The organism is Sporosarcina sp. FSL K6-6792, assembly GCF_038004885.1.
Lineage (GTDB): Bacteria > Bacillota > Bacilli > Bacillales_A > Planococcaceae > Sporosarcina > Sporosarcina psychrophila.
In genome coordinates this window covers 2831089-2851356 of record NZ_JBBOSA010000001.1, presented here as the reverse complement: position 1 = coordinate 2851356, position 20268 = coordinate 2831089, and the positions used below count along the sequence as shown (strand labels likewise).

Here is a 20268-nt window from a genome sequence, read left to right as displayed (position 1 = left end):
ATTTAGTAGCAGGGGAATAAATTTAGAAAGATGTTTTCTATCTAAATGAAGATTATGATATTAGGAGGATAAGATGGGGAATGGGAATCATCGAAATAACATATATAGTTGTGGAAGTAACAAAAAGTATTGAAAATATTGTATGAAGAAATTGAAAAAATTCACTGAATTTTTTCGGAAAAGTAGAGGATTTTAATTTTTATTACTCAACTTTCGCAGGACGAAATCGGCAAATAAGCCTCGGAGTAACTGGGTAAACTAGCGAGCCATTTTATAAGGCGTGGATTAGATATTTGCTTCAATATCTAATATTATTCGAACTTTTATACAGTCCTGTGAATTGCTCGTTGTTGTTTGTTGCACAGGGAGGGATTTTCAATCTTGCAGAAAATTGCCGGCTTGCTTTCGATTTCTACATTTAATTTAAAAGGCAATCCCTACAATACACGACAGCTCGGAGCGTTCATTATTCGAGAATTGTTTCAACCATAAAACAAATAAGGTGCCTGATTCTCAACAAGTAAATATTGTTGGAAACCAGGCACCTTATTTTATTTCACGTAATCTCCAGTGGTATGAACGCCAGATCCATATAGACGGTACTAGACATTATTGATAGTATTAGAAAAGTGAGACTATTATTAAATAATGCTGAATAATGCAGATATGGAGAATATCATGAAGAAATTTGTATGGATTGCTTCCCTAATTTATTGTTTGAATGGGTTTGGTCATATTATTATTGGGACCGTTTTAGAACCTATGGTGGATTCGTATGGGATTCATTACAAGGATGGCGGACAGTTGATTATGAATCAATTTTTAGGTTTTTTAGGTGGAGTAATGATCGCGCCGCTTATCGTCAATCGAATTGGTCGGAGAATGACGATTTTTCTTGCCTTACTCATTTTTGCCCTTTCACAGTTTGTGTTTAGCGTCTTACCCAATTGGAATGTGATGTTAGCTATTGCTCCATTTGGTGGGGCGGGAATAGGGATTGCTGAAACAATTGTTGCTTCCCTTATTATTGGCCATTTAAAGGAAAAGAAAGCTACGACACTTGTTATCGTTGAAATCTTTTTTGGGGTAGGCGCATTGGCGATTCCAGTCATTTCTGCGTTTTTGATTATGACAGGTGTATGGAATTTTTCGTTTACATTTGTAGCCGTGTTTGCTTCGGTCATTATGCTACTCTGGTTATTTCTTTCGTTTGGAGAATTGGATCCGATTTTAAAAAGACAGGTGAAAGCTTTACCTGAAGACGGGAATAAACCTGAGAGAAAGCGTTACTCTAAAAGGCAATTGCCGATTATTGCGACGGGTGCGTTGTTTTTCTTTATGTATGTGGGAACGGAAATGGTTTTGCCAAACTACTTGCCAACAATCTTGAGCAAAACAACGAATTTAGATGCTTCCACGCTGGCTTTAAGCATTACGGTCTTTTGGGCAGCGATGACACTTGGGCGTATCAGTATGACCGGCATTATAGATAGAATAGGCTATAGCAAGCTCTTTATTATTTGCTGTATGGGTCAGTTTTTTACCATATTGATGTTTGCTTATTCAACTTCTGTCATGTTTAGCTTTATCTCGATATTTTTAACGGGTTTATTAATGGGGGGAGTTTTTTCAATTGGTCTCTTGATTATTAATGAAACGTCTAAAGGATTGGAGGAATGGACAACAAGCATACTGATGGCAATGGGGGGATTAGGCGGTGCATTTCTGCCAAGAATTGTTGGCGAACTGATAGATCGTTACCCAATCAGTGTTACCCTATGGTCACTTGTATTATGTACCTTTATTCTAGCGTGTTTAATGGCCGTCATTTTTTACTTTAGAAAAAAGGCAATGGACTTTAAAGGATTGCAACCGATAAAAGCGAGTAATGTTGTATAAACTACAGTGAAGCCTAGGTGCAAGGAAGCACTTGAAGAGATCAGCTCATGATAGTGAAAGTACGCTTAGTAAGCAGGCGACTTTTAAAACTATATGCTGACAAATGCATGATGAAGCCGATTGAATGGATCAATGAACCACGGAGGGCTTTCTGCAAGTATGGAGCCAGCGTGCAATTTTAAAAGGTTTTATAAACAGCAATGACGGAACAAACATATAAATACAATAAGGGGTAGTTCCCACAAGTACATTTGTGATAAGGGACTGCCTTTTTTGTATAAGCATTGGTTAATGTAATTACATGTGATATAGATTAATTTTGCTGGAAAGGAGGATATTCGAGTGAAGAATAAAAGCGAAATCATGAGGATCATTCAGCAATTGGATTATCATATTGCAGATGATTTTGAGGCACAGGACCTAGACTTTAAACAGTGGAATTATAGTGCTGAGGAGGAAAATGTCAATAAAATGATTAAGTATGCCGTTTGTATGGCGAATGGCGGCGGGGGTAGCGTTGTTTTCGGCGTGGCCGACAAAGTGCGGGGAATAGACAATGTTTTAATAGGGATTCCATTTGATGTAGACATAAAGGAATTAGAAAAAAGGGTATTTGAAAATACAGAACCACATATTATTCCTTCATTTGAAGAACTATTTTATAAAGATCATTCGATTCGGCTCCTGGTCATGAACGTTTTGCCGGAAACCCCACCTTATACAACAATGAATGGTACAGCAACCATTCGGCAAGGAAAAGAGTGTCTGCCGTACAGGAACAATTCGTAGGGATAGTCTGATTTTATGAGTAGGTAAAGGGATCCTTATAAATAGTGACGGGGATGAATTGTGTTCCGTTTTAATCACTAATAATACGATAAAAAGAATATAACCCACTATGGTGAGGGGGATTTCATGTTCCTAGATCAACTAAAAAACCAGTTAAATGAAAATCAGCCCCTGTTTATAGGGGAGGAAACAGCTCTTCGTTCAGCGGTTTTAATCCCACTTGTTCAAGTGGATGAAGAATGGCATATCCTTTTCGAAGTACGTTCACTCACCATGAGAAAACACCCAGGTGATATTAGTTTTCCCGGTGGTCGCATCGACTCCACAGACCCATCCAGAGTGGCAGCCGCTTTACGAGAAACGCATGAAGAATTAGGTGTCGACCCAAAAACGGTTACGATTGTAGGGACATTAAGTCCTTATATTGCTTCCTCTTCATTTGTTATCTATCCATTTGTAGCAACCATTGATTACAATCAAATTATTCATTCGTATAACAAAGAAGAAGTTGAAGAGGTATTTACAATACCCGTTAAATGGCTATTGAATTATGAGCCTTATATGCATGTAGTATCCGTTGAACCAGTGCCTTTGCCAAGCTTTCCCTATGAAAAAATAATGAATGGCACACAGTATCAATGGAGAGCCCGTTCAATGGAAGAATGGTTTTTTGATTATGAAAAGTATACAATTTGGGGTTTAACGGCTAGGATTTTGAAACATTTTATAGAAATCATAAAATGAGTGAAACTTGTAATCTTGAAGAAGCGCCGATTATGAAAATTAATAAACCTCACTTAGTACCATAAGTAAATGAGGTTTTATATGACTTGCCTTTGCCCGATAGCTTACTTAAAAGTAAAAGGCTGTTCCACTCAAAAGTGTTGAGTGGAGCAGCCTTTTCATATTAACTTTCATTCTTTGTCGTAAAATCAGGGACGAGCCAATAAATGAGCAATCCAGCGATCGTCGCGTAGGCGATACCATGAGCATATCCAACTCCGATGATAAAGATAACTGCGACAATGACCAAGTTTTTCATATTCGCCAGATTAACTTTTTCCTCAATGATGTGACGGATCCCCATGCCTGCAATCATACCGAATAACAAGATACAGATGCCGCCCATCACGGCAACTGGAATGGATTGGATAGCAGCTCCAACTTTACCGAACAGACCTAGAATAATCGCAATAACAGCAGCACCTTGAATGATTCTACTGGAAAATTGGCGTGTGATGGCTAAAACGCCGAGGTTTTCCGCATAAGTCGTTTGTGCAGGCCCGCCGATGAAACCGGAGACTAATGTTGCAAGACCATTCCCCCATAGGATTCTTGAAAACCCAGGATCCTTTGTTACGTCTTTACCTGTAATCTCTTTTAGTACCATCATATGTCCAAGGTCTTCGATGATGGTAACCAAGGCAATCGGCGCCATCCCCAAGATTACGACCCATGTGAATTCTGGCATTACGAACTGTGGAAGGGCAAACACTGGTGCATTGGCAATGGTACCAAAATCAACTAATCCACGCACCGCAGCATAGACATAACCTACTCCAAGACCAATGAGGAGCGGGAAAAGGCGGATCATCTTAGTACCTGCAAGCGTAGCAAAGATTGCTGCAAGAAGGCTGACGATAGCTACATCCCAATTGACAGCAGCCATGTTGTTCACCGCCGTGCTTGCTAGTGCAAGACCGATGATACTGACTACTGGTCCAACAACAACTGGAGGAATTGCTCTTCGAACTTTTTCAAAACCGACATATGAAATGATAATAGATACAATGGCATAAACAATGGAAACACCGATAAGACCTGCAACGGCCTGACCGGGTGAATTTAACTCTCCTACATACAATGCTAGAGGAGCAATGAAAGCGAAAGATGAACCTAAATAAGTAGGAACTTTTCCTCGTGTAATAAGATGGAAAATTAACGTTCCTACACCACTGGCAACAAGTGCACTCCCTGGATCAAGACCAGTTAGTGCTGGAACTAAAACTGTCGCACCAAACATTGCAAACAAATGCTGTAAGGATAATGGTATAGCTTTCAAAAAACCTTTCAAATGTGTCCCCCCTTTACTAGTGTTAATACATGATATTTCTCCTATTTAATATTTAGAATAAGAATTAAAGAGTAATACTGAATAATATTTTACGCTTACATGGAAAAGTAATTTTCACATCACAAGAACTATCATAAGAAAGAAAAGGATATCACTTATAATTTTATTCAGGAGTGAGACAAATGAATGAGTATATACAGCTTATGATAGATTGGGTTGAAGAACATTTAAACAAAGAGTTTTCACTAGATGAATTGGCTAATTACATGGGTTATTCCCCTTATTACTGTTCTTTTAAATTTCATCAGGCAACAGGGATCAGTATTAGGCGCTATGTTCTTTTAAGAAGGCTATATTTATCTACAGCAGATTTGTCGAGCAATCAGAAGGTAATTGAAATAGCTTTTGAATATGGCTATTCATCTCAAGAGGCTTATAGTAGAGCCTTTAAAAAAGTTTTTGGTGTAACTCCAAGAGAATTTCAACTAAATAAGTTGCCTGTACAGTCATTTGTTAAACTTACTGTCGATCAAAGCGAGGATGGGGATAGCGTGTATATGTCTAGAAAAAGTGAGGTTGAACAGTTACAAAATATGAAGAGAGAACTGTTTGACAAAGACGTACTTAACGTATTGAATGGTCAAGTTATGTATGAAGAGTTTAAAGCAGAAAAACTGATGGGGGATTCTGATTATGTACCATTCAATGAGGCGATGTGTGTACATGCGACGACGGCACAAGTTTTTGACGACGAGTTTATTCAAACAAGAGCATTAGGACATCATGTGTCAGTAGAAAACTACATCAGGAAGGTTATTTACCCCTTCAATACTATTTTTAAGGAGGAGTATAAATATATCGTTCTATGGTTTGGTGAAGACATGTTTTGTCAGATGAATCTTCTTACAATTCTTACTTACTTTGAACAGTACGGATACAAAGGAAAAGTATTCTTAAATAGCTTTAGAGAGGATGAATTTAAAGTCAGCCAAACTGAGCTTCAATTAGGAGATTATGAATCTGTATACAAAGAAGTATTGATAAACCATAGAAAGCCATCGAATGAATTACTCCCAGTAATGTATCAGGCAATAGATATATTTTTAGATATGTTAAAAGAAAATAATGAAGTAGTAAAATATATTTCCAAAAATAAAGATCTTTCAACAGCGGAATTAGTTAATAGGTTATTTGATCTTTTTCCCACAATAGGATACGGAGATTCGCAATATATAGAGCTTATTAATAAAGCTAAGTGAACTTAACTAATTTTTATACAAAAAACATCACTTGGTTACATCACGGAGAACCGTATCAGAAGTAAATGCGGTTTTTTCAGAAAAATAAAAAGCCAAAAATGAACAAGTTATGAATAGAACCTTGCTCATTTTTGGCATTTATAAGGAAGAACAGCATTCGTTACAATAGTAAAGCCTTTCTAATTAAAAATTAAAGGAAAAGTAAATGTAACGAAAGCGGCCCAAAGTACGTAGACCGGCAAATACTTAGTAACCGCATCTTGGATGGTTGAAGGCCCGGTTTTGTTTTGTAGAAAACGCATATAGGAGACCATGATCCAGATTAGATTTCCCCAGATAAGTATGTTTACGCCTAAAACAGCAATTCTGTTGGGTGTAATCCCATAAGAAGAAAGTCTGAACACTATGGCTGACAAAGCCACACTGTCAATGATAAGAGCAAGAATAATTAGGGCGAAGCTTATATAATCAGAAATGGTCTTTTTCTTGTCTGTACCGCTTTCGGTAATGGAAAATATGGTAACGGCCAATACACTAAAGAGTATTCCGTTGAAGACTAGCAGGAAATTGCGATCCAAGAATGGATTTTTTCCGACCCAAATAACCGTTATAAGATAGACCAACAATGTGGCCAGAACAAGAGGACTAAAAATTTTAGCGATATAAGGTGTAATATTCTTAGCAAGTTTAAGATTCATCGATACCAGGTATGTAGCCACAATAGCGAGAGCGGCAGCACCGAATAAAACGATATTTCTAAAATAGAAGTCTTCTATATCCAAACCGACAAAACTAAATAACTGCATGGTTAATGCTGCTAGCAACATTCCGCTAATTGCCATGCTGGCGTAGAGTATGCAAAACCCCAAATTAAATTTAAGATAGGCTAATCTTGTGCTGCCTATACCATATTCATTTCCTATAAATGCAAGCCCAATCAATCCCCATAAGAATATGGGAAGGTGTAAATAAGCAAGGATAATACTGTCATTATGATTTGATGGCAGCATATTAAGATACAACCCAGAGAGTAGGAACATCAATGCAAGGGTGTAAAGAACCTTTTTTGGGGGATTATTTTTGTATACAAAATAAGCTGCAATGAAGGGAAGAACCCCAAAAGCAAGGTTAATTGGGGCAATTGCTTCCTGTTCGACAAAATGGAAAATGATCCTGGTGCTTACCCCCGCCAGAATGGATAAAATGCCCATGAACAAGAAACCTTTCTGAAGCAAGGAAGTTTTTTCTGTATGTGCCGCCTCCTTGAAATTCAATCTTTCATACCAAGCAGCAAGAACCGGCGAATCAGGGTTTTGTTCCCAGGCGTGTGAAAATGACTTTTTAAAAGCTTTGGGGTCTTCTCTAAACATTCTCTCTAGCTCACGGGGATTGGCAATATTTTTACTAATCGAATTGTCGATTTCCACGGTTATACCTCCTCTAATAATTGTCATACTAAGTCCTACTTTCCTCCACAATGCATTTAACCAAACATTAAATGTCTTCGTCACTTTTGTATTCTGAAATATCTCCAGGTGACATTCTAAAGCCTTACGAATCGCCTCTAGAGTTGACAATCGAATGGGTTTTGCCTTTCCGTTTTTCAATATAGCAAGGTTAGCCATTGAATACACCGCATATCGATAAATCATTTTCTGGTTTCATGAAAAGCAATTCACATATATATTGTATGTTTCATTTTAACTCATCATTTATTGTTTATCAATAAATATTTATTAACTTTAGCGATATTATTGTTGTTATAGTATGAATTAGACAAAATGCTAAACATTCCTCATTACAAATAAAACGTATGCAACTATCCTGTCTGTGACTTCCATAATGAATAAGGGCTAAACTGGAATTAAACTTTTGAGGCATAAAAGATGGATTCAAGATAAAATTGAAGGCTATAAAGAAAGTTAGAATAAACGTAAGTATGTAGGTGCACACGGGGAACCGTATCATAAGTAAATGAGGTTATTTATTAACGGAAAAACAAAGGTCGATTTTCTACGTTAATAGAAAATCGACCTTTACAAACCTTATATGGATTTTTCATGTACTATATTATTGTGCTGTTAATCCACCATCGATAATGAATTCTGAACCTGTTGAATAGCTAGACTCATCAGAAGCCAAGAATAGTACCATGTTAGATACTTCTTCTGGTTGTGCTACGCGTTTTAATGGAATATGTTTAGAGAATGCTTCTACAGCTGCTTTTGTATCTTCCTGAACCACCATTGGTGTAGCGATTACGCCTGGGTGTACAGAGTTTACACGAATACCCATTGGCGCTAAGTTGATGGCAGCTGCTTTCGTCATACCACGTACTGCAAATTTTGTATCAGTGTAACCTACAGCACCAGCAACCAAGCCGTTCATAGAAGAAATATTGACGATTGAACCACCGCCAGCTTTTATCATTGAAGCCGCTACAGTCTTCATACCCAAGAATACTGACACTTGGTTAATGTCCACGATACGACGGTATTCTTCTACTGTAATATCAAGCATATTTTTCGCCATTGTAATACCGGCGTTATTTACTAATACGTTTACTGGACCGAAAGTTTCTTCTGTTTTCGCAATAACTGTCGCCCAATCTTCTTCAGATGCTACATTTTGTTTAATGAAAAGTGCATTTTCGCCTAATTCAGCTGCGAATGCATTTCCTTTTTCCTCATTTAAATCTGTTAAAACAACCTTTGCACCGTGCTCAATGAATAATTTTGCATGTGATGCACCCATACCTTGTGCTGCGCCTGTAATAATCGCTACTTTACCTGATAACCGACTCATATAAAATTCCTCCTAGAATAGATTCGCAAAAGGTGATAGTCGACTATCACTTTTATACTTACTAGTAAACAGCTTTCTCATGCGAATGTCAATTCATATGGCCCTAATTTTATGGCTGAATATAGCGTAAAAATACATCCTTCATCATCGCCAGCTGCTTGTCCGAAGTAAGCAATGTCGAAAGATTGGTATCATGCTTTGTTAGGCTTGATTTATAAGTGAATAAGCTGAAATTTTGTACCATTGTCATGATAAATAGATCCAAATCAACATCCGATCTTAACGAACCTTCTCGCTTGCCCTGTTCACTTACTGTTAATAAAATACGAGCTAATTTGCTCCGTACAGCTAAGTATTCAGCATAGTCTTCAGGCGATTCTTCTGCTATTTTTTCATATAAATTAAAGGACTCGAAGTATTTTGCTAAACGCAGTTGTAGATCCTTCGTTATGCCTATATAATACTCCAAAATTTGCTCGGTTTTTTCATATGCCGTCACCGGCTGCTCGACAATCTGCCCAATATCCGTGGCCATTTCATCTGTAATCGCATTCGTCGCCGCAATCATTAAATACTCTTTTTTAGGGAAATAGCGGAATAACGTTGCAATCCCAATGCCAGCAGTAGTCGCAACATCTTGCATTTGTATAGTTTGCACACCTTCTTCCAAAAATAAATCCTTTGCAATTAGGATGATGTTTTGACGACGTTGCTGTTTTTGTTGTTCTCGTTTACTCATTTTCGTCACTCCAACTGTTTTTCATGCATTGATTGTAACATGTTTATTTGGTATCAACTTGTATTCGCATCGGGGTAAATACTAAAATTTAAGAATGATATTTTAAAGAAGTTGATAGGGTAGTGGTTCGATTATTCCCCAATATATTCAATTGAAAATATGTGAGTTTTCGTTAACGCAATAACTTCTTCGATAAATTCTTCTTGAGATTCTTTGAAGTCACTGTTAATCCAATTCAGAATAAGTCCGTAAAATCCAAAGGCAGTATAACGTTTAAAATAATCCAGGGATATTGTAAATGAATTGTTCTTGATAAATTTTTAAAATTGTTTGTGGGAATCTAGTATGCAATCCTGGTAAAGGCTCATCATATTTGATCAGCTCAAAAAAAATCCGGTTTTCATATATGTAAGAATTGATATTAAAAGATGGTGTATTTAGCTTTGTTGTATAAAATTTTTGACCAGGTATATATGGCTTTCCTACTGAATTTTCTAAGCCTTTCAGCATCGATTCAAGTAAGTCTTCTGCCAATTGAATTTTATCTTGATAATGCACATAAAACGTACTGCGATTATATGAGGCTTGATTGAGGCATCTCCAAAGCGCCAAACGTTCTACAATCCACACCCCGAATTACAACTCTCTCATTATCGAGAACCACAGCAGAATCATTTGGATTCTTTAATTGTCAATCTTTACATGGTACGATAAAAAGAATATAACCAACTATGGTGAGGGGGATTTCATGTTCTTAGATAAACTAAAAAACCAGTTAAATGAAAATCAGCCCCTGTTTATAGGGGAGGAAACAGCTCTTCGTTCAGCGGTTTTAATCCCACTAGTTCAAGTGGATGAAGAGTGGCATATCCTTTTCGAAGTACGTTCATTGACCATGAGAAAACAGCCAGGTGATATTAGTTTTCCTGGTGGTCGCATCGACTCCGCAGACCCATCCAGAGTGGCAGCCGCTTTACGAGAAACGCATGAAGAATTAGGTATCGACCCAAAAACGGTTACGATTGTAGGGACGTTAAGCCCTTATATTGCTTCCTCTTCATTTGTTATCTACCCATTTGTAGCAACCATTGATTACAACCAAATTATCCATTCTTATAATAAAGAAGAAGTTGAAGAGGTATTTACAATACCTATCAAATGGCTTTTGAATTATGAGCCTTATATGCATGTAGTATCCGTTGAACCAGTGCCTTTGCCAAGCTTTCCCTATGAAAAAATAATGAATGGTACACAGTATCAATGGAGAGCTCGTTCAATGGAAGAATGGTTTTTCGATTATGAAAAGTATACAATTTGGGGTTTAACGGCTAGGATATTGAAACACTTTATAGGAATTATGAAATAGAGAGGTAATTATCTAGCCTGTATGGATAAAGTGTTTGCCGTTTTTCCTTGCACAGGCACCGACAGCTTAGGTATCCTTCATTTAGGATGAGTTTCAGGTGCCTGGTTCTGATATAATTCGGGATTGCGTTAGTACCTTTCATAACTTTATAAATATAGAATTGCAAAAAGGAATCGGAAACGAGTACAAATTATACTGTATTTCATTCCTACTTCAAGGAGGACTTTATGGGCTTTAAAGACGATTTTAAACGTGAGATGCGTAACATAAAGAAAGACGTAGAAAAAGAAGTACATAAAACCTGGGAGATGGATTATAAAGGGCATCGGATTGAAGTTATAAACCAGATGAAAGAAGAGTTACTTATCATTGATGGTGTAACAGTTGATAGAAATAAACGAAAATCTTTACTTGCTCATATTATCCCGTATTCCAAGTTATCAGGCATACTTGATCTGCAAGATGGCACAAAGCATGTCATTTCCGTTAAACTCGGTGGTTATGTAAAACTTAATTGTATTGTGAAAATAGATAATGAAACGGTTTTAGACGACTCCCTGAAGTTAGACTTTCTTCCGTGGGATAATAAAGAAAAAATTGTTCCCTTTATTCAACAACAAATTCAAACGCACAACAAAATAGTAAATGATCATTTACCAGATGAAGAATATTTGTATGATGAAAATCATCCACGAATGGCTTCAGGTATGTTCGATAATGTTGCAGATGATATACCTACACCATTTTACGTAAAAAAACTACTGAAGCTCTTTGAAGAGCAGCTAAATCACCCTTCTACCAAAACACGAAAAGGTACATATGAAAAAATCATTTTTGACAATATGACCAACTACAGTGATGAATTCATTGAACGATTCAAGCAAGCCCATTTTGACGAATCCCGTGTACAACAAGAGGCATTATGGCTTCTAGAGCATGCAGCACATAGGGAGGTTGTAAAATTTTCAATCACCGTACTTGGATGTACGGATTGTGAAAAATATAAAGAGCTATTATTCACATTGGGTATGCATGAAGAGTTTACACCCTATGTCCTATTTGCATTGAAAAATGGCACAATGCGGGCAAATAACCAGGTTTGGCAACTTGCTCAGTCCGTTTATGGTTGGGGGAAGATTGCGGCTGTTGAACAACTGGAAGCAACGACGCCAGAAATAAAACAATGGTTATTGACAAAGGGCTGCAGAAATAAAATTATGGATGAATATTTAGCCTATAGTTGTGCCGTAAAAGGAGAGCTTGACGTAGCTCTATATGAAGAAACGATTTCGAAAGAGCTATATGATGGAGCAGGTCTTATCATCCAAGCCCTACTTAATGAGCGTGCTCCAGAAAGTATCGAAGATTATCCATATGCAAGCGCAGTTCTTTCACGCTTCGTTTACCATTCACGTACACACTGTAAAACACTTGAGGATTTTTATCCGTTAATGAAAATAAGTGAATTTTTAAATGCCGGTAGTGAAGTTTGGGAAGAACGTTTTAACGATCAGTGGAAACAACAAGAGTACGCTTCCATTCAGCAAGCGATTCAACCTATTATAAATGAACCTAGATGGTCACAGTTTGTAAAAGAAGCACTACAGCAAGAAAACAATATGAAAGTACTTAAAATCGCTCTCTTTTATCAAGTAGACGTTACTCAGAATTTGTTTGATATGCTAGAGAAAGATCCCGAAAACAGTGAACTATATGTAGTGGTTATGGATACAAAAAATCGTAAGTATATCGAAGACATCTGCATATTTGTAGAAACGCATTTATCATTATCAAGTCTCTCAAATGAAGAACAACATTGTCTGCAATGCATTGTTCAAGATTTGTATGGGTATGAAGGAGTGGGATTACCCCTGATTCAAGCTGCTCTTGCATCAGATAATGGGAGTTTGCAATACCATGCACTCAGTGTGCTAGAAAGGTGGTCTCCATCGATTTCCCAACAGCCTGCTTTGCAGAAAAGCATTAAAAATATTGCAATTACGACAAAAGATAAAGAAGACCGCCAGCTAGCAAATAGATTATTGGTAAAATAATAAAATAGATTTATTCAGTATTCCTCGATTTCCTTGACGCTTCTTGCAATTGGTGAATTACTTTCATTCACTGTAATTTAAGGTACCTGGTTCAGATGCAATTCCGAATTGTATTAGTATCGGGTACCTTTTTGAAATTAAGTCCATTTTCATAATTCCTCACTTTTAAGACAAGCTGTATAAAAGGAGAAAGGTGATCAAATGGATATTAATTATGGATTAGGTAGTTCGCAGTATGAATAAACCCTTCGCACCGCAGCTTGTCTATTTTGAGCCTAATGTACTTGAATATCCGCAAAAAGAGCAATTGAACATATAGAAACTGCCCATTCCAACTTTGTATTCCTGTAATACGGTTTCTGAATAAGTAATTTCATCCATTTAGTACCATTCTATTCGTATTAGCGAGACGGAGGAAGGCATGCATTGTTTTTAGGATAAATAAATTCCTTACTTTTATATTGATATAGCCTCTGCCGTGCATACTTTTAGAATATTTCACAATACTAAGTGCGCTGTAACTTATTTTATTTGTAGGAAGGGAAGAGGTATAAATGGCTAAGCGTTCTGAAATAAGTTGGAAGAAGGATAATCCAAACACATTTTTAAGCAACTCTGTTCAAAAGGCGGATCGTGCAGTGAAGCAAGCTATGACGAATCCAGAAGAGATTGCAGTTGAGCATGCTTTCAATTCGATAGCACGCGCTGACAAGGCACGCTTACATGCGGAACAGCAGGATGAGCCGGCAAACTCAGTCCAGCAAAACAAAGAACAGCTAGATTTGATAAAGGGGCAACTAAACGAAGCCGATGGGATTGTGAAAGATCATTAAAATGAGGCAATCACCCCACAGGTTCCGTAAAGCTTTTTGGGGAGAAACATTCCTCGTTTTACGTACCTAGTTTAGTGTATCCCTTCAAATAGGATGAAAAACAGCATGGGATAAATTACGAAAGAAACACTACAGTGACTTGCTGTAGTGTTTCTTTCGTATGAACGGAAATACCTGGCGAATAATTAGGAGTAAGTAGGGGGAGATGGGGTAATTCAGATAATAGAGTAGCTACCGAAACGCTCCATTGTTTCGGAAACAGCTAACCTTTGAAAAACGCAAAGGAGGAATAGACTAAAATGGATAAAATGCAACAGCCGATACCAACACACCCGCCCACACTCGGGCAGTATCTTTTCGACAGTCTAAAAGCGGAGGGTATTACCGAAGTTTTTGGCGTTCCAGGCGATTATAATTTTAGCCTTCTGGATACGTTGGAGCAATATGATGGAATTCGTTTCATAAATGCACGCAACGAGCTGGGGGCGGGATATGCAACTGATGGCTACGGACGACTTCGTGGCTTGTCAGCGTTCATTACAACTTTTGGTGTTGGCGAGATGAGTGCCTGCAATCCTATCGCGGGTGCGAACAGTGAATATGTGCCACTCATACATATCGTCGGAGCTCCCAAATCAATGGATCAGCAGGCGCATAAATTAGCGCACCATTCCCTACTGGACGGCGATTTTGACGTATTCCGGCAAGTGTCTACGCATCTGTGCACCTATACAGCAATCGTGACTCCGGAAAATGCCGAACAGGAGATTTCAGCAGCAATCCGCATAGCTAAACAAAAACGCAAGCCGGTCTATTTGATGGTAGCTATGGATTTGGTCACGAAGCCCATCGTTCAGCGGGGTGTTCCGGAAGTCACTAAAGTCACGACATACAAACCAGCGCTTGAGGCTGCGATTCAGCATATAACGAGATTGTTGAACGGTACGAACAATGTAGTTCTTTTATCGGATATGCTGTCGCTCCGTTATGGACTTAGAGATTCCGTTCACCAGCTGGCGTCGGATTTAAACGTACCGGCTGCTTCGCTTATGATGGGCAAGAGTAGCTTCGACGAACAGCACCCGAATTATATCGGCGTGTATGGCGGAGCATTAGGAAGTGAACAGGTCAGAACAATCGTTGAAAGTGCGGACTGTGTGATTGCGATTGGCATGATTTGGAACGACACGAATTCCGCGAAGGAAACGGCAATGCTTCATCGTCTTCGTCTCATCGACATTCAGCCTGAGTTTGTACGGGTCGGAGAATCCATGTACGAACAGGTGATGGTGGCAGATCTCGTCGCTGCCTTAAACACGTGCGGGTGGACCCAAAGCGGGGCTTTACCTCGAGTTTCCTTCCCTTATGATGAACTATCTGGTGAGCCGGAGCAGCCAATTCGAGCAGCATCTTATTATCCACGCTTCCAGCGGATGTTGAAGGACAAAGACATTGTTGTGGTTGAGACTGGAACCTTTGGGTATGGGATGTCACAAGTGCGACTGCCGGCAGGAGCCGAATATATTAGCCAGCAAGGTTGGCAGAGCATCGGTTATGCAACGCCGGCTGCATTCGGGGCATGCATCGCGGAACCGGACAGACGTGTGCTGCTGTTTACTGGGGAAGGTTCGCTGCAGGTGACGGTTCAAGAAGTCAGTACGATGTTGAATAATGGCTGCCGACCCATTCTGTTCATCCTCAATAACAGCGGCTACACAATTGAAAAATACTTAAATATCAAGACGTCTAACCAGCAGTACAACGAGATTCCAAACTGGCATTATACGCAGCTGGCTGAAGCCTTTGGCGGAAAGGCGTTCACGGTTGAAGTGCGCACAAACCAAGAGTTGGATGAGGCGATTTCCGCAGCGGAGCAAGCGCAAACGAGCCAGCTGTGCATGATTGAAATGATTGTCACTGACTCGATGGATGCACCGGATTATTTAATCCGGCTTCGCAAACATTTAGAAGAACAGGAACGTCTGAAAGAGTAGCTGTATGCTGGTACTTCAAATAAGGAATTGCATTGAGCGCACTTCTCGGAGTGCGCTTTTATGTTTATTAGACTACGAGAACGATACCCGTAACACAACAATGCATAAACCTAAGTAAAAACATGAGGAAATAAGTAATCCCAATTATTTTTCCAATCGATTTACAACTACCGGCAGAAAAACCCCTCAACTGGCACGTCATAATCCATGAAAGCCTCGCTGAATAAAGCCTTGCCGATGAGTTCGCGCAAAACACCTGAATAATAGCCGGGCAGATTCCGAACTTTTTTCCGTTTCGTTGTTTGAACCGAAATACGAAGGGCATGCATGGCTAATTGCTCGAACAGTTCTCCTTTGTCTTCGTGAATGCTGAACTTTAGCATTTGCAGGGACTGTTTCCGGTAGACGCCGTAAAAATTACGTGCTAATTTACTTTCTCCGATTGTTGAAGAAAGAAGAGATTTCATTTTACCGAAAAGTGTAGTTGGCACAATTTCCGAAGGAGACGTTCTTTTAAGGTCTTTAGGTTTTATCGCTTTAGAAAGAGAAGCTTCGGTTTGTAGATTAGCGGGTTCAACCTTACCGCTAGAAGGCTTTTCGTCATTCTCTGGGGTGTTCAATTTCGACTGGTCATTAGTAGGTTTAATGACGTAAATGTTTGCGCCTAGACCGCTCATGACAGGGCGAATATAGTGAATCCTTTCGATGATTTCTAGCTTTTCTAATTTGCGGATGGCGCGTCGTACAGTTGCGTTGGATTTCTTGATAGCCTTTTCGATTGTTTCATGTTTCAAGTGTGCAGCGCCATATTTAACAGAGTAGCGACGAATCATATCAAGAACAGCCCGCTCTGTTTGATTCATGTCATTCCAGTTCGTGAGTACGTGTTGCCTAGTCGCCACGTCTAAATCGTGTTTGTTTGTGAAGTGTGCGTATTCCGTTAGGTAAGTTGTCATAAAGAATATCCCCTTTATTCTTTATATAGAAGGGAATTGAGGTTTAGGGGACAATGTTGTGAAAAAAGTTTTTGTGATTTTATCAGAAGAGCGCAAGCAAATTTAAACTTGTTTGCCTGGACTCATCTATTCAGTCAAAATAGTGAGATCTGGATGTAAATCGTTTTTTACTAAATTGGATTAAAGTCTGCCATCATTGTTGAGCCTTCTACAATCGTAGTGATGTTCATTTGAAAATTATATTCTGAATAGAAAAAAGGACTAAATGGCACATTGGCCATTTAGTCCTTTTATAAGCTCAGCGCTTAGTGGTTTTGCTATTAACCATCTGTGCCGGCATCAGTATCCGTACCTTCGTCAGTATCTACGTCCACATCCGTATCTGCATCGGTATCTGTGCCCTCGTCAGTGTCTACATCCGCATCCGCATCTGTACCATCATCAGTATCTACATCCACATTTGTATCTGTACCGTCATTAGGATCGACATCTTCTACAGGGTTATTAACATCCACGTCGACGTCGTCTTCACCGTCGCCGCACGCTGCAAGCATCCCGACAGACAGGATTGTTGCTGCACCAAGTTTCAACCATTTCTTTTCTCCTGCGAGTTTCAAAGCCATTATAATCTCCTCCAAAATTTTGTCTAGTTGTATAAGTGAAGCATGTCCTTGTTATACCCCTATTTTAATCTCTTAATCATGTGGAAGACGTCGCCGTATCATTCGAAGTTGATTGTGGTTCTACCATCATCAAAAACATTGCTATAATAAGGGAGTGTCAAATGCTGAATCAATGCATTGACGCTCTTTTTAAGTTTATAATGTGAGTTTTACATTCGACATGACAGATTATACTAGTTGGGGAGTTGAAATAGAGATGAATAAGAAGGACATTGCAGCGATTCGCAAGCAATTTAAGTTGGATACGGATTTACTGAAAATCACTGACATTTACAAAGTGTATATTAAGCAGGAGAGCAGTGATTTCTATCATGAGGAAAGTCAGCCATTTGCCCTATTGGACAGAGAGCAACAGGAGTTGTTTCTGACTAACTTTAAAAAAGTGTTAGGTGGAAAACTGGGTTTAAAATTATTTGAGGTGAAGTTTCAAGAGCAAGCGGAGGAGCAAACGGACCATACGCAACGGCTTTTATATGAGGGTCTCCATACGAATGAAGTAGAAGAGTGGAAAACGAATATGGAAAGCATCGCCCGAAAGATGGTGCAAGACGCTCAATATGAAAAGGACGTCGTAGTGACTTTTATTCGCGGTAATTATTATAAACCGACGAAAAGGAATCATGATGAAGAGGAAGTCGCAAAGCAGGATGAAGTGTACAAGAACCCATTCATTCTTTGCAGCATGAATCAGACTGAACTGCCGAAACGGTCACTTATATTTGATTTCAATGAGAAGGAATTTAAGTCGCGTGACATGCTTGATCCGATTATCAATTTAACTTCTCCAATTGGTGGATTTGTGTTCCCTTGCTTTACTGACAATGCGGCAGACGTCAATCACATCTTGTATGCTGCTGGCAAAGCGAATAAGCCAGATTACCACTTCATCGAGAATGTGCTGGACGGCGAAGAGATTATGACTGCAGAGGATGATAAAGCCGTCTTTGAAGAAATCGTAAAAGAAGTGGCTGGTAATGAGATGAATACAAAAACCCTTGCCAGTGTATACGATGAATTAAACAGTATGTTGCTTGTGGAAAACGAGGAAGAAGATGAAAGCCTTTCTACTTTGGATACTAAAGAAGTGGAGCGTGTGCTGAAGGCAAGTGGAGTGAAAGATGTGAGCACGGAAAAAGTGGAAAGGGCATTTCAGAAAGTAATCGAAGACAAAACATATGAAATGAAGGCAAGCCACATCCTTCCAAGTTACGCATCCAAGTCCATCAAGATTGAAACGAAAGTAGCAAATATTGCTATCAGCCCGCAAGACTTGAGATATGTGAGGCAGGTCACTGTTAATGGAAAACGTTGCATATTGATTGAGGTAGAAGAAGACACAATAATTGAAGGGTTTACGCTACTTGAAGAAGAATTGTTGGAGTAGACAAGATAATAACCTCATTTTGATGCGCTATGGTAGCCTTATTATAAGTAGGTGAGGTCTCTTATTTGAGAAAAATACTAATACTACTAGATTTCAGATACCCCTCATTCAAAGGAGTTGTCAATTATGCATATCCGTTGTACGAAGAAACTTTTAGTTGAACTCAAAGTCGAACCTGAATCAGTTACCGAGGACAATCCACTTTTCTCTTGGCATGCAAATTTAATCACGGTTAATCGTAGGAAAGCGGTTGTGTTAGTGAATGATCATAATCGTTATGCCGTTGTGTTGTACGGACTGAAAGCAAAAGACTTTAAAAGGTTCAACGAGATTGCCTTGCGAGGAATCCGCGAAACATTTCAGGCAGAAGGGATATCGGACAAGGTGATTGACCAGTATTTACTTCATACTGGTGAAGTTTCCATGACGAAGACAAAGGATCGGACTTCTGTGGCAAGGATGAATAAGGCTTGTGATAATGTATACTTTTTTGATGAGTTATGGGATGTAGATTCTATTTTCCAGCCGGACATGGGTATCAAGATTAGCCGCATGTTAGTCGGAGACGGAAAGAACAGTTATTTTCTACCGCATGAAGAGATGTATAAGGATCTCAACCTTTTTGCTGGCCAATCAACTTTTGAAGCGAAAGCCGCAGTCCTGAAAGTTACACTTAGGTTCGAAAATCGTCAAGTATGGCGGCGACTTGTGGTCCCTGTAAATAAAACATTTAACCAATTACACCAAATTATACAGACGGCCTTTGGATGGCAAGATTACCATCTTCATGACTTTTTTGTTTATGGTAAGGCGGACAATACCGGGAATCACATCACTGAAGGGCATAATGAAAAAATCCAAAAACCAATCATCAATCTTGTTTGCACCGAAGAGGCTTTTGATTATCCAGGGCAAGTAAACATGAAGCTTGAAAAAGACGTGAAGCTATCGGAATATATTCCTGCATACGAGAAGCTGACATACAATTATGATTTTGGTGATGACTGGAACCATGATATCGAAGTAGAAAGCATTATAGAGAACTATGAGTCCAACTATTCTGTTTGCTTGGAAGGTGAAGGGAATACACCACCAGAAGATGTAGGCGGTGAGTATGGTTATGAAGAATTTCTCAAGATTCTTGCTGATCCCGACCACCCTGAGTACGAGCATATGGTTAAGTGGGGACGGATGCAGCGTTATCAGGAATTTGCTATTGACTCTATAAATAGAGGGTTGAAGGGACTTTAATCGACTAAGGCAGAAGTCTCCTTCCTCAACGCAAAGCGTAGGTGGGAGATGAATGCTTGCCGAATTTATGGAAATGTTGCTTTATAAATTAGAAGTCTGAATGATTTTATCCACTCGATTTACTATCCTATCGCCAATAAAACCCCTCCACTGGCACATGAACCTCCTGAAAAACATCACTA

Annotated in this window: 18 protein-coding genes and 1 pseudogene; 10 read left to right on the top strand and 9 right to left on the bottom strand. The window is 39.0% G+C overall.

The features are described from left to right. Positions 1–678 precede the first annotated feature (678 nt). The 3 genes from MKZ26_RS13950 (at position 679) to MKZ26_RS13940 (ending at position 3432) form a co-directional block, all read left to right on the top strand. Positions 679–1899, top strand: coding sequence for an MFS transporter (locus MKZ26_RS13950; protein WP_340766549.1), 1221 nt, complete (start codon positions 679–681; stop codon positions 1897–1899). 342 nt (positions 1900–2241) lie between these two features. After that, positions 2242–2688 carry an ATP-binding protein gene (locus MKZ26_RS13945; RefSeq protein WP_340766548.1) on the top strand — a complete coding sequence of 149 codons (447 nt, stop codon included), beginning with the start codon at positions 2242–2244 and terminating at the stop codon, positions 2686–2688. A gap of 126 nt (positions 2689–2814) precedes the next feature. After that, positions 2815–3432, top strand: coding sequence for an NUDIX hydrolase (locus tag MKZ26_RS13940; protein ID WP_340766547.1), 618 nt, complete (start codon positions 2815–2817; stop codon positions 3430–3432). 163 nt (positions 3433–3595) lie between these two features. On the opposite strand, the gene MKZ26_RS13935 is transcribed toward MKZ26_RS13940, so the two are convergent. Next, positions 3596–4762, bottom strand: a complete 1167-nt coding sequence (locus tag MKZ26_RS13935; protein ID WP_082786452.1) for a solute carrier family 23 protein — start codon at positions 4760–4762, stop codon at positions 3596–3598. 182 nt (positions 4763–4944) lie between these two features. On the opposite strand from MKZ26_RS13935, the gene MKZ26_RS13930 reads away from it, so the two are divergent. Beyond that, positions 4945–6021: a helix-turn-helix transcriptional regulator gene (locus tag MKZ26_RS13930; RefSeq protein ID WP_340766546.1), complete on the top strand. Its 1077-nt coding sequence runs from the start codon at positions 4945–4947 to the stop codon at positions 6019–6021. Between the two features lie 179 nt (positions 6022–6200). Here the strand turns inward: MKZ26_RS13930 and MKZ26_RS13925 are convergent, their stop codons facing one another. From MKZ26_RS13925 to MKZ26_RS13900, 6 genes and pseudogenes are all read right to left on the bottom strand, one after another. Further along, a complete protein-coding gene (locus tag MKZ26_RS13925; RefSeq protein WP_340766545.1) occupies positions 6201–7448 on the bottom strand; it encodes a DUF4153 domain-containing protein in 1248 nt (415 codons plus the stop codon). Between the two features lie 67 nt (positions 7449–7515). Next, positions 7516–7673, bottom strand: a pseudogene (locus MKZ26_RS13920) (helix-turn-helix domain-containing protein). 418 nt (positions 7674–8091) lie between these two features. Then, the gene (locus MKZ26_RS13915) at positions 8092–8826 is read right to left on the bottom strand and encodes a glucose 1-dehydrogenase (protein ID WP_340766544.1); all 735 of its coding nucleotides are present in this window, start codon (positions 8824–8826) and stop codon (positions 8092–8094) included. Positions 8827–8935: 109 nt separating this feature from the next. Then, the gene (locus MKZ26_RS13910; RefSeq protein WP_340766543.1) at positions 8936–9565 is read right to left on the bottom strand and encodes a TetR/AcrR family transcriptional regulator; all 630 of its coding nucleotides are present in this window, start codon (positions 9563–9565) and stop codon (positions 8936–8938) included. Positions 9566–9696: 131 nt separating this feature from the next. Further along, on the bottom strand, positions 9697–9804 hold the full coding sequence (locus MKZ26_RS13905) for a hypothetical protein (protein ID WP_340767659.1): 108 nt from the start codon (positions 9802–9804) through the stop codon (positions 9697–9699). A gap of 34 nt (positions 9805–9838) precedes the next feature. Further along, positions 9839–10195: a hypothetical protein gene (locus MKZ26_RS13900; RefSeq protein ID WP_340766542.1), complete on the bottom strand. Its 357-nt coding sequence runs from the start codon at positions 10193–10195 to the stop codon at positions 9839–9841. A 118-nt stretch (positions 10196–10313) separates the two neighbouring features. On the opposite strand from MKZ26_RS13900, the gene MKZ26_RS13895 reads away from it, so the two are divergent. The 4 genes from MKZ26_RS13895 (at position 10314) to MKZ26_RS13880 (ending at position 15812) form a co-directional block, all read left to right on the top strand. After that, the gene (locus tag MKZ26_RS13895; RefSeq protein ID WP_340766541.1) at positions 10314–10931 is read left to right on the top strand and encodes an NUDIX hydrolase; all 618 of its coding nucleotides are present in this window, start codon (positions 10314–10316) and stop codon (positions 10929–10931) included. 227 nt (positions 10932–11158) lie between these two features. Next, on the top strand, positions 11159–12985 hold the full coding sequence (locus tag MKZ26_RS13890; protein ID WP_340766540.1) for a hypothetical protein: 1827 nt from the start codon (positions 11159–11161) through the stop codon (positions 12983–12985). Positions 12986–13539: 554 nt separating this feature from the next. After that, positions 13540–13818: a hypothetical protein gene (locus tag MKZ26_RS13885; protein ID WP_340766539.1), complete on the top strand. Its 279-nt coding sequence runs from the start codon at positions 13540–13542 to the stop codon at positions 13816–13818. A gap of 299 nt (positions 13819–14117) precedes the next feature. Beyond that, entirely contained in the window at positions 14118–15812 is a 1695-nt protein-coding gene (locus MKZ26_RS13880; RefSeq protein ID WP_340766538.1) for an alpha-keto acid decarboxylase family protein, read from the top strand. Between the two features lie 167 nt (positions 15813–15979). On the opposite strand, the gene MKZ26_RS13875 is transcribed toward MKZ26_RS13880, so the two are convergent. Then, a complete protein-coding gene (locus tag MKZ26_RS13875) occupies positions 15980–16768 on the bottom strand; it encodes a helix-turn-helix domain-containing protein (RefSeq protein WP_340766537.1) in 789 nt (262 codons plus the stop codon). Between the two features lie 320 nt (positions 16769–17088). Next, a complete protein-coding gene (locus MKZ26_RS13870; protein ID WP_340766536.1) occupies positions 17089–17391 on the bottom strand; it encodes a hypothetical protein in 303 nt (100 codons plus the stop codon). A 256-nt stretch (positions 17392–17647) separates the two neighbouring features. Here MKZ26_RS13870 and MKZ26_RS13865 point away from each other — a divergent pair, with 256 nt between their 5' ends. Further along, the gene (locus MKZ26_RS13865; protein WP_340741207.1) at positions 17648–18835 is read left to right on the top strand and encodes a DUF4317 domain-containing protein; all 1188 of its coding nucleotides are present in this window, start codon (positions 17648–17650) and stop codon (positions 18833–18835) included. 126 nt (positions 18836–18961) lie between these two features. Further along, positions 18962–20086, top strand: coding sequence for a plasmid pRiA4b ORF-3 family protein (locus MKZ26_RS13860; RefSeq protein WP_340766535.1), 1125 nt, complete (start codon positions 18962–18964; stop codon positions 20084–20086). The last annotated feature ends 182 nt before the right edge of the window (positions 20087–20268 follow it).

Coding starts and splice junctions, on each gene's coding strand:
- MKZ26_RS13950 (WP_340766549.1), top strand. CDS start 679: ATGAAGAAATTTGTATGGATTGCTTCCCTAATTTATTGTTTGAATGGG.
- MKZ26_RS13940 (WP_340766547.1), top strand. CDS start 2,815: ATGTTCCTAGATCAACTAAAAAACCAGTTAAATGAAAATCAGCCCCTG.
- MKZ26_RS13930 (WP_340766546.1), top strand. CDS start 4,945: ATGAATGAGTATATACAGCTTATGATAGATTGGGTTGAAGAACATTTA.
- MKZ26_RS13915 (WP_340766544.1), bottom strand. CDS start 8,826: ATGAGTCGGTTATCAGGTAAAGTAGCGATTATTACAGGCGCAGCACAA.
- MKZ26_RS13910 (WP_340766543.1), bottom strand. CDS start 9,565: ATGAGTAAACGAGAACAACAAAAACAGCAACGTCGTCAAAACATCATC.
- MKZ26_RS13895 (WP_340766541.1), top strand. CDS start 10,314: ATGTTCTTAGATAAACTAAAAAACCAGTTAAATGAAAATCAGCCCCTG.
- MKZ26_RS13890 (WP_340766540.1), top strand. CDS start 11,159: ATGGGCTTTAAAGACGATTTTAAACGTGAGATGCGTAACATAAAGAAA.
- MKZ26_RS13885 (WP_340766539.1), top strand. CDS start 13,540: ATGGCTAAGCGTTCTGAAATAAGTTGGAAGAAGGATAATCCAAACACA.
- MKZ26_RS13880 (WP_340766538.1), top strand. CDS start 14,118: ATGGATAAAATGCAACAGCCGATACCAACACACCCGCCCACACTCGGG.
- MKZ26_RS13875 (WP_340766537.1), bottom strand. CDS start 16,768: ATGACAACTTACCTAACGGAATACGCACACTTCACAAACAAACACGAT.
- MKZ26_RS13870 (WP_340766536.1), bottom strand. CDS start 17,391: ATGGCTTTGAAACTCGCAGGAGAAAAGAAATGGTTGAAACTTGGTGCA.
- MKZ26_RS13865 (WP_340741207.1), top strand. CDS start 17,648: ATGAATAAGAAGGACATTGCAGCGATTCGCAAGCAATTTAAGTTGGAT.
- MKZ26_RS13860 (WP_340766535.1), top strand. CDS start 18,962: ATGCATATCCGTTGTACGAAGAAACTTTTAGTTGAACTCAAAGTCGAA.